The sequence below is a fragment of the Amycolatopsis sp. FDAARGOS 1241 genome, from assembly GCF_016889705.1.
In the GTDB taxonomy this organism is placed as follows: Bacteria; Actinomycetota; Actinomycetes; order Mycobacteriales; family Pseudonocardiaceae; genus Amycolatopsis.
On sequence record NZ_CP069526.1, the window covers coordinates 6,548,768 to 6,561,220 of the forward strand.

At 71.6% G+C, this 12,453-nt stretch carries 15 protein-coding genes; 8 read left to right on the plus strand and 7 right to left on the minus strand.

Annotation, left to right across the window (positions count from 1 at the left end; genetic code table 11):
- Nucleotides 1–34: 34 nt before the first annotated feature.
- Together I6J71_RS31985 and I6J71_RS31990 are read left to right on the plus strand one after the other, a co-directional pair.
- Entirely contained in the window at nucleotides 35–1,729 is a 1,695-nt protein-coding gene (locus tag I6J71_RS31985; protein WP_239154036.1) for an ABC transporter family substrate-binding protein, read from the plus strand.
- An 81-nt stretch (nucleotides 1,730–1,810) separates the two neighbouring features.
- Entirely contained in the window at nucleotides 1,811–2,740 is a 930-nt protein-coding gene (locus I6J71_RS31990) for a hypothetical protein (protein ID WP_204090256.1), read from the plus strand.
- Here the strand turns inward: I6J71_RS31990 and I6J71_RS31995 are convergent.
- From I6J71_RS31995 to I6J71_RS32010, 4 genes are all read right to left on the minus strand, one after another.
- The gene (locus tag I6J71_RS31995; RefSeq protein WP_204090257.1) at nucleotides 2,717–3,712 is read right to left on the minus strand and encodes a phosphotransferase family protein; all 996 of its coding nucleotides are present in this window, start codon (nucleotides 3,710–3,712) and stop codon (nucleotides 2,717–2,719) included. The genes I6J71_RS31990 and I6J71_RS31995 overlap by 24 nt on opposite strands.
- Before the next feature lie 46 nt (nucleotides 3,713–3,758).
- Nucleotides 3,759–4,112, minus strand: coding sequence for a nuclear transport factor 2 family protein (locus tag I6J71_RS32000; RefSeq protein ID WP_204090258.1), 354 nt, complete (start codon nucleotides 4,110–4,112; stop codon nucleotides 3,759–3,761).
- A gap of 175 nt (nucleotides 4,113–4,287) precedes the next feature.
- Nucleotides 4,288–4,686: a hypothetical protein gene (locus I6J71_RS32005; protein ID WP_204090259.1), complete on the minus strand. Its 399-nt coding sequence runs from the start codon at nucleotides 4,684–4,686 to the stop codon at nucleotides 4,288–4,290.
- A 19-nt stretch (nucleotides 4,687–4,705) separates the two neighbouring features.
- On the minus strand, nucleotides 4,706–4,864 hold the full coding sequence (locus I6J71_RS32010) for a hypothetical protein (RefSeq protein WP_204090260.1): 159 nt from the start codon (nucleotides 4,862–4,864) through the stop codon (nucleotides 4,706–4,708).
- 189 nt (nucleotides 4,865–5,053) lie between these two features.
- On the opposite strand from I6J71_RS32010, the gene I6J71_RS32015 reads away from it, so the two are divergent.
- The 5 genes from I6J71_RS32015 (at nucleotide 5,054) to I6J71_RS32030 (ending at nucleotide 8,610) form a co-directional block, all read left to right on the plus strand.
- A complete protein-coding gene (locus I6J71_RS32015; protein WP_204090261.1) occupies nucleotides 5,054–5,368 on the plus strand; it encodes a hypothetical protein in 315 nt (104 codons plus the stop codon).
- 144 nt (nucleotides 5,369–5,512) lie between these two features.
- The gene (locus tag I6J71_RS49165; RefSeq protein WP_239154037.1) at nucleotides 5,513–6,214 is read left to right on the plus strand and encodes a sensor histidine kinase; all 702 of its coding nucleotides are present in this window, start codon (nucleotides 5,513–5,515) and stop codon (nucleotides 6,212–6,214) included.
- A gap of 42 nt (nucleotides 6,215–6,256) precedes the next feature.
- Nucleotides 6,257–6,451: a hypothetical protein gene (locus I6J71_RS49170; RefSeq protein ID WP_239154038.1), complete on the plus strand. Its 195-nt coding sequence runs from the start codon at nucleotides 6,257–6,259 to the stop codon at nucleotides 6,449–6,451.
- 21 nt (nucleotides 6,452–6,472) lie between these two features.
- Nucleotides 6,473–7,135, plus strand: a complete 663-nt coding sequence (locus I6J71_RS32025) for a response regulator transcription factor (RefSeq protein WP_204090262.1) — start codon at nucleotides 6,473–6,475, stop codon at nucleotides 7,133–7,135.
- Between the two features lie 17 nt (nucleotides 7,136–7,152).
- The gene (locus tag I6J71_RS32030) at nucleotides 7,153–8,610 is read left to right on the plus strand and encodes an APC family permease (RefSeq protein ID WP_204090263.1); all 1,458 of its coding nucleotides are present in this window, start codon (nucleotides 7,153–7,155) and stop codon (nucleotides 8,608–8,610) included.
- Here the strand turns inward: I6J71_RS32030 and I6J71_RS32035 are convergent.
- Genes I6J71_RS32035 through I6J71_RS32045 form a run of 3 tightly spaced genes read right to left on the minus strand, consistent with a single transcriptional unit; the run spans nucleotide 8,607 to nucleotide 11,610 of the window.
- Nucleotides 8,607–9,371 (minus strand): hypothetical protein, encoded by a 765-nt coding sequence (locus tag I6J71_RS32035; protein ID WP_204090264.1) that lies wholly within the window; start codon nucleotides 9,369–9,371, stop codon nucleotides 8,607–8,609. The genes I6J71_RS32030 and I6J71_RS32035 overlap by 4 nt on opposite strands.
- A gap of 22 nt (nucleotides 9,372–9,393) precedes the next feature.
- Complete coding sequence (locus I6J71_RS32040) at nucleotides 9,394–10,746, minus strand: glutamine synthetase family protein (RefSeq protein WP_204090265.1); 1,353 nt, start codon at nucleotides 10,744–10,746, stop codon at nucleotides 9,394–9,396.
- 21 nt (nucleotides 10,747–10,767) lie between these two features.
- Nucleotides 10,768–11,610: a DMT family transporter gene (locus I6J71_RS32045; RefSeq protein WP_204090266.1), complete on the minus strand. Its 843-nt coding sequence runs from the start codon at nucleotides 11,608–11,610 to the stop codon at nucleotides 10,768–10,770.
- A 340-nt stretch (nucleotides 11,611–11,950) separates the two neighbouring features.
- Between I6J71_RS32045 and I6J71_RS32050 the strand changes: the two genes are divergently transcribed.
- Nucleotides 11,951–12,130, plus strand: coding sequence for a hypothetical protein (locus I6J71_RS32050; protein WP_204090267.1), 180 nt, complete (start codon nucleotides 11,951–11,953; stop codon nucleotides 12,128–12,130).
- Nucleotides 12,131–12,453 lie beyond the last annotated feature (323 nt).

Genomic DNA, 12,453 nt, shown 5'->3' on the forward strand with positions numbered 1-12,453 from the left:
TCCGTTGGCACACCAGGGAAGAAAGGTAAACACCATGCGACGGAGGATGGCCACGCTCGTGGCTCCCGTTGCCGCACTGGGGCTGATCCTGTCCGCCTGCGGCGGCGGCAGCGGAAGCGGCGGCAACAGCGGTCTCCAGGACGCCGGCAGCCAAGGGGTCAAGACCGCGGACATCAACCCACAGCCGGTCGAGAATCTCAAGGACGGCGGCGACCTCAAGTGGCCCGTGGACCAGCTGCCGGACAATTGGAACTACAACGAGGTCGACGGAACCGTCGCTGACGGCGCGTACATGGACGGGGCGATGATCCCCTATGTGTTCACGCAGAACGCCGACGCCTCGGTGGCATTGAACAAGAACTACCTGACCTCGGCCGAGGTCGTCAGCACCGACCCGCAAGTGATCGAGTACAAGATCAACCCGAAGGCCAAGTGGAGCAACGGGCGGCAGTTCTCGTGGGAGGACTTCGCCGCACAGGCCAAGGTCCTCAGCGGCAAGGACCCGGCCTACCAGGTCTCCGGCACCACCGGGTACGAGGACATCGCCAAGGTCGAGAAGGGCACCGACGACCTCGACGTGAAGGTGACGTTCGGCAAGAAGTTCGCCGAATGGAAGTCGCTGTTCAACCCGTTGTACCCGAAGGAGCTGAACGCCGACGCCGACACCTTCAACAAGGCGTGGGCGACGAAGCCGCTGATCACCGCAGGTCCGTTCAAGGTCAAGAGCATCGACTCGACGGCGAAGCAGGTCGTGCTCGAACGTGACCTGAGCTGGTGGGGCGACAAGCCCAAGCTGGACACGGTGACGTTCAAGGTCGTCGACCGCGCGGCGCAGCCGGACGCGTTCGCGAACGGCCAGATCGACTTCTACAACACCAACAGCGACATCAACACCTACAAGCGGGGGCAGGCCGACCCCAACGGCGTGATCCGCCAGTCCAACAACCCCGACTACACGCACCTGACCTTCAACGGTGCGTCGTCGTCCATCCTGGCCGACAAGGATCTGCGGCTGGCGATCATCCGGGGCATCGACACGGTCTCGATCTCCAAGGCGATCCTCGGCCAGATGCAGAAGGACACCACGCCTTTGGGCAATCACCTCTACCTCAAGGGAGACAAGAACTACCAGGACAACTCCGGTCCGTACAAGTTCGACGTGAACGCCGCGAAGGCCGCGTTGGACAAGCTGGGGTGGAAGCAGTCCGGCGACTTCCGCGCCAAGGACGGCAAGCCGCTCAAGGTACGCCTGGTGATCCCGTCGGGTACGCCGATCAGCCAGCAGATCTCGCAGATCTTGCTGTCGCAGCTCAAGGCGATCGGGGTGCAGCTGGACGTGCAGTCGGTGCCAACCACCGAGTTCTTCAAGAACTACGTCAACGTCGGCAACTTCGACGTGACGCTGTTCCGCTGGCTGTCGAACTCGTTCCCGATCGGCGGCAGCAAGGGCATCTACTACCTCGACCCGAAGAACATCAACCAGAACTACGGCCACATCGGTGACGACAAGCTGAACCAGCTGCTCGACACCGCGGCGCAGGAACTGGACGACACCGCGCGGGCCGCGGACATCAACGCCGCCGACAAGGAAATCTGGGCGGTGGGCCATCAGCTCCCCATCTTCCAGGCGCCGGGTGCCTTCGTTGTGCGCAAGACCCTGGGCAACTTTGGTTCGCCCGGCTACGCGAACACCCCGTACGACTTCGTCAAGATGGGCTTCGTGAAGTAACAGCAGCAAGCGCTCGCCGAAGAGCGGCGCGGGCCCCGGCTCGCGCCGCTCTTTCCTTTGTAGACGGTTAAGGTGGTTCTCGTGCGGAGGTTCCTGCGGCTGCGGCCGGTGCGCCACGTCCTCGTGACGAGCGCGGTGGTGCTCGTCGTGTGCGCGGCGGTGTTCGTGCTGCAGCTGCTGGAGTTCTCGCACGCCCAGGCGCAGCTGCGCGAGCTGACGACGCCGGCCACCGCGACCGTGGTGCGCGCCGACGACGGTTCGACGACCGTGCGGTTCCTCGTCGAAGGTTCGCCGGCGACCGCGACCGTCGAGCTCGACGGGTCGGCGCCCATGACGGATGCGCAGGTCCCGGTGCTGTACGACCCCGCGCAGCCGGCGCGCGCCGTGATCCGCGACGCGGCTCCCCTGGTGGCGGAAGACCGCGCGTCGACCTACGCCACGGTGACGGTGGTCGCCGCGCTGGTGGTGCTGGCCGTCGACGGGCTCCTGCTGGTCACGCGGTTCGTCCGGCCCGCGCGGGCTCCCGCGGGTTCACCGGTGCCGGTGCGGCGCGTGAAGGTGCAGCGCGGCCTGCTCACGCGCTCGTGGCTGGAGACCGAGACCGCGACGCCGCGGTGGATCCCCGTGTACTTCTCCCCTGCCTTGATCGGCCTGCCCACGCCCACGAAGGTCACCGTCCACGGAGACGTGCGCCGCGACCGGCACGTCGCGGTGTCCCTCGGCGACGAGGTGCTGTACCCGGCGGGCACCGTGCGCGACGCCGAGCCGCGCGGGCGGCGCCTGGACAACCCCGCCGAGCCCGACGAGGAACGCTCCCGCGCGGCCGCCCGGCCGGTGCCGCTCGCCCGGCAGTTCCGGGCAGACCTGCCGGTGCTCGTCGTCGCGCCCGTGGTCGGCGCGTTCTGGGCCGTCGTCGACGGCAGCGGCTTCACGGGCTGGCTGACGATCACCGTGCTCGTCGCCGGGTTCGGTTTCTGGTGGGCCGCACTACGCGGCTCCGACCCGTCCTGAACGCAGCTCGTCCAGCACGGCGGCCAGCTCGTCGTAGGAGTCGGCGAGCTTCTCCTCGCGATCGAGGCGGTGGCGCTCCAGCCGCAGGGCGCCCAGGTGGCGGGCGCGGTAGTAGAGCATGCGGCGGCGGGCGTTCGGGGAGTCGTCCAGTGGCCCGTACGCCGCCCAGAACTCATCACGCTCCGCGCCGGGCTTCGCCAGCGCCATCCGGATCGGCCAGTCGGCCGCCGGGTCGCCCCACCAGCTGCGGTCGTGGTCGTAGACGCCGGTGACGGTGAGGTCCGCCTCCAGCATCACGTTGATCGTCCACAGATCCCCGTGCAGCAGCCGGGGTTCGGTGATTTCGTCGAGCAACGCCGCGTCGCGGTAGGCGAGCTCACCCACCTCACGCACGTCGGCGGCGACGAGGCCGCGGTCCTCCAGGTCGAGCGCGGTGTCGGCGAAGTAGGCCACCAGCGCTTCACTCCAGGTCGCGAAGTGCGGCCCCGCGACCGCGCCGAAGCCGGACCCGCAGACGCCGTGGACCAGCCGCGTGAGCCGGCCCAGCTCGCGGTAGAACGGCCCCCGCTCGGCGGGCGGGTACGCCGGCAGCACGTCCGGCCCCGCCTTGCCGCGCAGCACGGCCTGCACCACGTAGTCCCGCGGCACCAGCTCGTGCGTGAAGTCCGCCGCGGCCGTGCGCGGCAGCAGGTGCGCGATGGGCGCGAAGTAGGGCGTCGCGAGGTACTCGTTGCGCATGAACTGCCATTCGATCCGCGTCTGCCGCGCCGGCTCGGGCGCCACGCGCAGGATCACGGGCCCGTCCGCCAGCTCGACTCGGTAGGTGGTGTTGTAACCACCCCAGCCCAGCTCCGTCGCCGACTCGACCTCTGTGCCGGGCCCGATCACCCGCTCGAACACGGCTTCGATCTGCTCCGGGGTCAGGGGCTGCTGGAACGCCCCGGCGGGCCGTTCGAGGGGGCGGAAGTCCATGTGATCATCCTGGCACCCCGGCCGTGGTCCCCGGGTGAGAACGGCGTCAATCGCTGATCGGGACGGCGGTGGCGTCGGGGACGCCTAGGCGCGCGTCGTGTACACAGGCGCGCCGGACGACGTCCTCGTCCCAGTCGTAGCTCAGCGCGGTGATGCGGCCCCAGCGCAGGACGGCGACGTGGCTGCCGTGGTTGGTGAAGGAATGTCCATCCCGGGTGGTGAGGTGGTCGGTCCAGTCGGTGTGGACCGTGGTGCGCCACGGCGGGCCCTTGACGACGACCGAGTGGACTCGCAGGAGCGCGGTGGTGAGCCGGAAGACCCGCTGCCACCACCGCAGGTAGCCGTCGCGGGTGTGCCGGTCACCGCCCAGCGATCCACCACCCGGCGTCGACGTGTGCACCGCCGGGCCCGCACAGGGCCGGCACGACCCCGTAGCGGCCCGCCGACGCCTGGCGGTACAGCCGGGGTACTGCCTTGCGCACCAGCCGGTGGTACCAACGCCACCGGCCGCGTCCGGTGAAGCGGGCCGGCTTCGGCAGCAAGCACGCACTGGACAACACCGGCGCCGTACCCACTCAGGGAACCGCGAGCCCTTCGTGCCGCAACGACTCCTCCACCCGCAGCCGTTCGAGATCGCGGTCGAGGCCCTCCGGCACGGAGTCCAGGCAGTGCGCAACGCCGACCTCGCGGCACGCGGTCGTCAGCAGTTCGTCGTACGCCTGGCGCGTCCCCAGCCGGCGAGCCGCGGGGGTGCCCGGTGGATACGCGGCCAGCAGCCGGTGCACGCGGCGAAGGTCCGCCGACAGGCGTTCCACCGGTGGGTCCGCGGAGGCGAGCCGGGCACGGCGCCGGTCCACCACCCAGTGCACGAGGACCGGCACCTTCAACGCGCACCAGAACAGCGCCGAGGGGGCGAGACTGACCACGGCGAAGAGGACGAGAGGCCCGGCCACGCTGCCGGTCGCGTCGGCCATCGGCCCAGTGTAAGCCCGGTCAGGGCTGGTCGCGGCGGCGTTTGCGGGACTGCGAGCCGGACAGGAGCACCCCGCCGGCCGCGACGTGCAGCGACGGCGGCAGCAGGTGCAGCTGGACGAACCAGCTGGGGTTTCCGGAGCCGGCCAAGCGGTTGATCAGGCCGCCGGCGCTGTTCACCGGCGGGCTCGTCGCCCGACGCCCTGCGGATGAAGAAGTTCAGCACGGTGCTACTGGCGGCTGTGCCCGTGACTGACGTGGGGGCGCTGTCCGCCACGGTGGCCGACCTGGCCCGCGGCGCCGGCGCCCACCCTGTCCCACGGTCTCGCCGCCGGGTACCTGGGCTTCAGCTTGGTGTTCGGCCCCGGCATGGTCCGCCGGGCCGACGTGCGCTTCGCTCACCGCTTCGCCGGAGGCCCGCCGCCTGCGCCGAAGCTGCGCAGCAAGGCGAAGGTCCGCCGCGAGTGGCGTGAGTGGTTCAAGTGCGTACTGGCCGGCGTGATCGCCGCCGTGCTGCTGCGGGCGGCCATTCTCGTCATCGGCCGGCCCGGCCAGGTCGGGCCGCTGCGGGACTGGCTGCCGCGGCTGGGCACGCTGACGGGCATCCGGCTCGTCGCCGGCCCGCTGTGGACCGAAGTGTTCGGCGAGCACGACTCGGTCGAGCAGGGGAAGGCGACGTCGTGATCGAACTCCTCGGCCTGCTGCATGGTCAGCCGGGCGTGCCGCTGCGACCGACCTGTTCAAGCCGCGGGAGCTGCCCGCGTGGCAAGAAGACGGCCTCATCGCCGTGTTCGTGTTCGTCGTGTTCGTGTTCGTCGTCGCCCTGGCGTGTACCTCATCGGCGTCCACCGCCTGATCCCGGGCGCCGACGGCTTCGGGCTGCGGGACCGGTTGCTGGAGCTCGCGGCGCTGTGCGGGCCGGCGTTCCTGCGCCGCTGGGTGCCCGGTGGCCTGCTGCTGGCCACCGGGCACCCCGCGGCGGACCTGTGCTTGAGCCTGTCGCTGCCGGTCGTCGCGGTGTACACCGACTTCCTGTACGCCTTGACGCTCCACGGTTCACGGCGCACGAGCCACGTGCTGATCGGGTTGGCCGCCACGGCTTCGCCCGCGGTGCTCGTCGCCGCACCGGCCGTGTCCACGCAGTGGCGGGTGACCGTCGTGGGCGCGCTCGGGGTCCTGCCGTTCCTGCTGGTGCCGGTGTGGTGGGCGGCCAACGGGCGCCGGCAGCGCGACGTCGCGGCGGCCGAGCGCGCCAACGCCGAGCAGCTCGCGGAGATCGCCGAGCTCGACCGGCGCGCGGCGGTGGCCTCGGAGCGGGCCCGCATGTCGCGCGACCTGCACGACGTGATCGCGGACCACCTCTCGGCCACCGCGATCCACGCGGAGGCGGCGCTGTCGATGGCGGCCGATCCGAAGATGTCGCGCGCGGTGCTCGAGGCCGTGCGCGAGAACAGCGTGAGCGCGCTCGACGAGATGCGCAGGACGATCACGTTGCTGCGCAGCGCTTCCGACGGTGGCGACCAGCAGTAGGCAACCACGTCCCCGGCCCGCCTCGCCGAGCACTCCCGGCTCGTGGAATCCGCACGCGCCACCGGCATGGACGTGCTCGCATACTCCACAGTGGACGCAACCACCGGCCTGCCCGCGGCCGCCGACCTCACCGCGTTCCGGATCGCGCAGGAGGCGCTACCAACGCGCGGGCGGGATGCTGAGCGCGGGCCCGGCCGGCTCGGGCTGGGTGGTCCGGGCGGAACTGCCGCTGGTTGAGGGACAAGCGAGACGGTCAAGGTGCTACTGGCCGACGACCACGGGGCGATCCGGGCCGGCCTCGGTCTGATCCTCGGCAACGCCGAGGGCATCGAAGTCATCGGCGAGGCCGCCGACGGCGCCACCGCGGTCCGGCAGGCCCGCGCGTTCAAACCCGATGCGGTGCTGGTGGACGTGCGCATGCCCGGCACCGAGGGCGCCACCGCCGCGCACGAGGTGATCGCCGAAGGCCTGGCGGAAGTACTCGTGCTGACCACGTTCGACCTCGACGAGTACGTGCACGCCGCCCTTCGCGCCGGCGAGGCCGGGTTCCTGCTCAAGTCGGTCGAAGCACCGCGCCTGATCGAAGCGGTGAAACTCGTCGCCGCGGGCGAAGGCGTGCTCGCGCCCCAGGTGACGCGCAAGCTCATCACGGCGTTCGCCCAGTCGGCGGAGAAGCCCGCGACCATGCCCGCGGGCGACCTCGCCGGCCGCGAGCGCGAGGTTCTGGCCTGCCTCGGCGCGGGCCTGGCCAACGCCGGGATCGGCGCCCGGCTCCGCATCGGCGAGACCGCCGTGAAGACGCACGTCTCGCGCGTGCTCGCGAAGCTCGTCCTGCGCTCGCGCGTGCAGGTCACGATCCTCGCCCAGGAAACTGGGGTACCGGTAAGTGACGGGCGCACCGTTCTGCGCGCCAAGCCGTGAGCTTCTAACGTTCCCCCATGGGTGTGCGCAGAACGTTGGACGTGGACGAGGTCCTGAAGCGCCAGGACTCGGGCGAGCTGAAGCGGCGGCTCAGGGGACGCGACCTGGTGGGGTTCGGCGTCGGGATCATCATCGGGACGGGCATCTTCACGCTCGCCGGCGTCGAAGCCAAGACGCACGCCGGGCCGGCGGTCACGTTGTCGTTCGTGATCGGCGCGATCGTGGCGGGCCTCGCGGCGCTCTGCTACGCGGAACTCGCCTCGAGCATCCCGACCGCCGGGAGCGCCTACACCTACGCGTTCGCCACGCTCGGTGAGGTGTTCGCGTGGATCATCGGCTGGGACCTGCTGCTGGAGTTCGCGCTGGGCGCCGCCGTGGTGTCGCGCGGCTGGTCCGGGTACCTGGCGAACCTGCTGGGCCTGTCGCCGACGTGGTTCGGTGAGGACGCGAAGGTCAACCTCGGCGCGGTGCTCATCATCGCGGTGCTGACGGTCGTGGCCGTGCTGGGGATCAAGGAGTCGGCGTGGCTCACCAACGTGCTCGTGGTCGTGAAGGTCGCGGTGTGCGTGCTGATCGTCGTCGTCGGGGTGTTCTTCATCAAGGGCGCCAACCTCACGCCGTTCATCCCGCCGGCGCAGCCGCCCTCCGGTGGGTCGGGCGTGCTGGAGCAACCGGTGGTCCAGGCCGCACTGGGGCTGGAGCAGTCCGTGTACGGCATCGCCGGCGTGGTCACCGCGGCGGCCGTGGTGTTCTTCGCCTACACCGGGTTCGAGGCGCTGGCCAACCTCGGTGAGGAAACCGTGAACCCGCGCAAGGACTTGCGCGTCGGCATCCTCGGCGCGCTCGCCGTGTGCGCGGTGCTCTACATCGCCGTCTCGATCGTGCTCACGGGCATGATTCCGTTCACCGACATCGACACCGGCGCACCGCTCGCGGCCGCGTTCGACAGCGTCGGCCGGCACTGGGTCGGCGCGCTGATCTCGCTCGGCGCGGTCACGGGGCTGACGTCGGTGATGATGGTGGAGCTCGTGACCATCGGGCGCATCGGTTTCGCGATGGGCCGCGACGGCCTGCTGCCGAAGGCCATCGGCACCACGCACCCGCGCTGGGGCACCCCCCACCGGATGACCATCGGCGGCGCGGTCCTCATCGCCGTCCTGGCGGCGTTCGTCCCGATCGACGCCCTGTCGGACATGGTGAGCATCGGCGCGCTGTCCGCGATGATCATCGTCGCGGTGGCCGTGCCGGTGCTGCGCAAGCGGCGCCCGGACCTCAAGCGCCCGTTCACGGTGCCGTTCTCACCCGTGGCGCCCATCATCGCGGCGATCGCGTGTTTCTACCTCATGCTGAACCTCGACGTGCTCACGTGGATCCGCTTCGCCGCGTGGCTGGTGCTGGGGTTGCTGATCTACTTCTTCTACGGCCGCAAGCACTCCCGGCTCGCCCCGGGGAACCGGGCGAAGTCCGGGACCTAACCGGGGAACCGCGCGGCCAGCCCCGCGCCGGTGACCGCTGCGGTGAGCACACCGGCGTGGGCCACGTCCGCGATCAGCAGCAGCGCACCGCTTCCGGCCAGCGCGGCGGTGACCCACTCCAGCGGCTGGTCGTGGACCCCGTTGTCCCCCAGCACGGCGTAGGTGTCCACAACGGACACCAGCGTGCCTTCGGCGCCGATACGCACGCCCGCCAGGAGCACGTGGTGGTACCCGGGCGGGCGCCAGCGGTTCGTCCACAACGGAGGGACGCCCGTGTGGAGGTAGTCGAGCAGCGCGCGCTCCGGCGTGTCCGGCGAGCCCAGCTCGGCCGGGTCGAGCCGCGCGATCACGGCGACGCGCGGCACGTCCCACAGCGCCGCCAGCAGCTCGAACACCGCGGCGGCGGACCACTCCCCCGACGCGGGCACCGCCGGGACGACCCGCAACCGCTTGCCCGACAAGGTTTCCACGGCTGCCGCGAGCGCCGCCGGCTCGGTGCCAGCTGCCGCGGCGTCGCATGGGATCGGCAGCCGGAAGTCGTCCCGGCCCTTCGCGCCGGCCGGTGGACCGCCCGGCGCGCGCACCGTGCCCGCCGCCGCGGCGACCTCGTCCTGGTCCGGCACGGCGAGCCCGGCGGCGCGCAGCGCGGCCAGCGCGGTGAACGCCGCGGCCAACCCGTCCTTCTGGGGCAGCTCGGCGCGCGCTTCGGCCACCAGCCGGGCCGCGCCGGGTAGCCACTGCACCGCGGAGAGCCCGCTCACGCGGCCGCTCCGCGCAGGGGATTCAGTACCGCCACAGGTGCGCCGCCACGATCTCTTCGGGGGTGCGGTCGGCCGCCCACACCGCGTCCGACGCGCGCACCGCCCGGAACGCGCCCAGCAGCTCGTCACCGAGGACCCCGGACACCCGGGGCGACGCCAGCAGCGCGGCGTCCTGCTCGGCGGGGCTCGCGGGCAACCGCAGCACGCCGCGCGTCTCGCGCTCCCCCTCGGTCCAGCCGCCCGGGTCCTCGCCGATGGGCGCCGGCAGCGGTGCGCCGTCCTCGATCCCGGCCATCCCGGCGGCCAGCACGACCGCCAGCGCGAGGTACGGGTTGGCCGACGCGTCCGACGTCTTGAGCTCGACGTTCGCGTGGTCCGGACCGAGCAGCGCCGACCCCGGCACGTAACGCAGCGGCGCTTCGCGGTTCTCCACGCCCCAGAACGCGTACGCGCCGGCGAAGAAGCCCGGCCGCAGCCGCATCGTCGACGGCACGCTCGGAGCCGTGACGGCGGTCAGCGCGGGCAGGTCCCGCAGCAGCCCGCCGAGGTAGGCGGCGCCGTCGTCGACCGGCAGTCCCTCGCCCGCGAGCAGGTTGCCGCCCCGGTGGTGCACGGACGTGTGCAGGTGCCAGCCGTTGCCGGCCGTGGCGAGGCTCACGAGCGGCGCGAAGCTCACGGCCAGGCCGTGGGCGTGCGCGGCAGCGTGGATGGTCTGGCGGGCCAGCAGCTGGTCGTCCGCAGCCGACAGGGGATCCGTGGCGGCCAGCGAGAGCTCCAGCTGGGCCACGCCGTACTCGGCGTGCAGCTGGCCGATCTCCAGGCGGTTCGCGGCGAAGTCGTGCAGCAGGGCCGCGACGAACCCGTCGAGGCCGACGAGCGCGTGTGGGCTGTAGGCAGGGCCGGGATGCCCGGGTGCCGCCGCGACGTCCGTGCTGCCCACCGGCGTCACGGTGAACTCGAGTTCGTAGCCGGCGCGGAACTCGAGCCCACGCCGGGTGGCTTCGGCGACCTGGCGCTCCAGCACCGAGCGCTGGCAGTACGGCCAGGGCGAGCCGTCGGCGGCGACCTGCCGCGCGGGGGCCCAGGCGAGTGAGCGCTGACCGGCGAGCCGGCGCAGGCGCTCCATGACCGGCACGAGCCGGATGTCGCCGGAGGGGGTCGAGAGACCGGCGTGGCCGTAGGTGATGGCGTCGTGGCTGTCGAACACGGGAAACAACGAGGTCGCGCCGATCCCGCGCTCGGCGGCGGACGCGAGGCCGCCGATGGGGACGATGCGCGAGCGCGGGATGCCGTTGTTGTCGGCCCAGGCGAGGTGGACCCCGCTCACCCCGGCCGCGGCCAGGTCCTTCGCCGCCGCCGACGCCGCCTTGGTCATCGCCACCTCCCGGGGATCGGGTCAGTATCGCTGCTCGGGGTGATCCCGGCCAACGCCGGCGCTCTTGCCCGCGCCGGCAGTGGGACCGGCGCCGTCGTCCCGGCCACGCAGCGCGACCCCGGCGACCACCGCGAGCGTGCCCAGCGCCTCCGGCAGGCTCGGCACCTGGGCGAGCAGCGCGTAGCCCGTGACGCCGGCCGTCACCGGGAGCAGCGCCAGCAGCACGGCGAACCGGGCCTGGCCCACGCGGCGCAGCGCGAGCTGGTCGAGCGCGTAGGGCACCACGGTGGACAGCACCCCGACGCCGATGCCGAGCAGCAGCATACGTGGCGAAGACCACATTTCGCCCGTACCGGCCGCGAGCGGCGAGAGCACGATCGTGGCCACGGCGAAGCCGACCGCGAGGCTGTCGATGCCGTCACCGGCCACGGCGACGCGCTTGCCGAGCACGATGTAGCCCGCCCACGCGGCCGCGGCGGCCAGGGCGAACACCACGCCCAGCGCGCCACCCGCCAGCCGCACGTCGGCGATCGCGACGACGCCGGCCGCCACCAGCACCAGCGCGCCGAGATCCCGCCGCCTGCGCGAGCCCACCGCGGCGACGACCACGGGCCCGGCGAACTCCAGCGCGACGACGGTGCCCAGCGGCAGCCGGGCGATCGCTTCGTAGAACGCGACGTTCATCACCGCCGTGACCACACCGAACGCCGCGGCGAGCAGGAACCGCCGCCCTCGCCACGCGGCCCGCCGCGGCCGCCGCCACGCGACCAGCACGACGGCCGCCCCCAGGCAACGCAGCCAGGCCACGCCGGCGGGCGAGCCGTGCCCGAACAGCCCCACCGCGATGGCCGCGCCGGCATACATCGAAATTCCGCTGAGAACGAACAAGACCGGAGCGGGAATGGTCGCGCTGCGTTTCTCCGATAGCGTAGAACTCACTCCCGCATGGTGCCTGACCTCGGAAAACCGCAGTGCGCAGGTGTCGTTGTCCTAAGGAGCGGGACACCACTACGGCAACCGGGGTAATTCGGCGTGACACAGGTCCCACCGGAGCGGGAACACTTGCGGGCCACGAAACGTCTGCAATATTGGAAGCACGAACACGCGGAGCCGGAGGCGATCCCCGCCGAGGGCATCACTGCCGAAGTGGGCGTAGCTGGATCGAGGTACCGGGCGACCGGTACCGGGACGGAGGGAGACTCCCATGACATCACCGACGCTCACCCGCCCCGAACTGACCGCTGCCGACCGTTGCGACCGGTGCGGAGCCGCGGCTCAGGTACGCGCCGTCCTCAGCTCCGGAGGCGAGCTGCTCTTCTGCGGGCACCACGCCCGTGAGCACGAGGCCAAGCTCAAGGAACTGGCCGCGGAGATCCAGAAGTAGGGGCCCGCAGGGAAACGAAAACTCGACTCGGAGGCGGCAGGTGCGCGGAGCACCTGCCGCCTCCGGTGTATCCGGGTCCGCACGAGCGCACCGCCGGGCGGGCGCTGGGCCGACCGGCTCGGCACAGCGGCCCCGATGGATCACCGTCGGCACCGGATACCGTCGCTGAACAGGCCGGTCCGAACAACCCAGTGCCGAACAGCGCAGCTTCGGACAACCGATGGCCGAACAGCGCTGTGCGAATGCCGAACGCCACTTGGCCTGTGCAACTTCCCTTTTCGCACCGGGTGCGGAATTGACAATTCCTGTCCGGCCCGACAGGC

Excerpts from the sequence above, each read along its gene's own strand:
- I6J71_RS31985 (WP_239154036.1), top strand. The coding sequence starts at position 35 with ATGCGACGGAGGATGGCCACGCTCGTGGCTCCCGTTGCCGCACTGGGG.
- I6J71_RS31995 (WP_204090257.1), bottom strand. The coding sequence starts at position 3,712 with ATGGACTTCCGCCCCCTCGAACGGCCCGCCGGGGCGTTCCAGCAGCCC.
- I6J71_RS32005 (WP_204090259.1), bottom strand. The coding sequence starts at position 4,686 with ATGGCCGACGCGACCGGCAGCGTGGCCGGGCCTCTCGTCCTCTTCGCC.
- I6J71_RS32015 (WP_204090261.1), top strand. The coding sequence starts at position 5,054 with ATGGTCCGCCGGGCCGACGTGCGCTTCGCTCACCGCTTCGCCGGAGGC.
- I6J71_RS32030 (WP_204090263.1), top strand. The coding sequence starts at position 7,153 with ATGGGTGTGCGCAGAACGTTGGACGTGGACGAGGTCCTGAAGCGCCAG.
- I6J71_RS32040 (WP_204090265.1), bottom strand. The coding sequence starts at position 10,746 with ATGACCAAGGCGGCGTCGGCGGCGGCGAAGGACCTGGCCGCGGCCGGG.
- I6J71_RS32045 (WP_204090266.1), bottom strand. The coding sequence starts at position 11,610 with ATGTATGCCGGCGCGGCCATCGCGGTGGGGCTGTTCGGGCACGGCTCG.
- I6J71_RS32050 (WP_204090267.1), top strand. The coding sequence starts at position 11,951 with ATGACATCACCGACGCTCACCCGCCCCGAACTGACCGCTGCCGACCGT.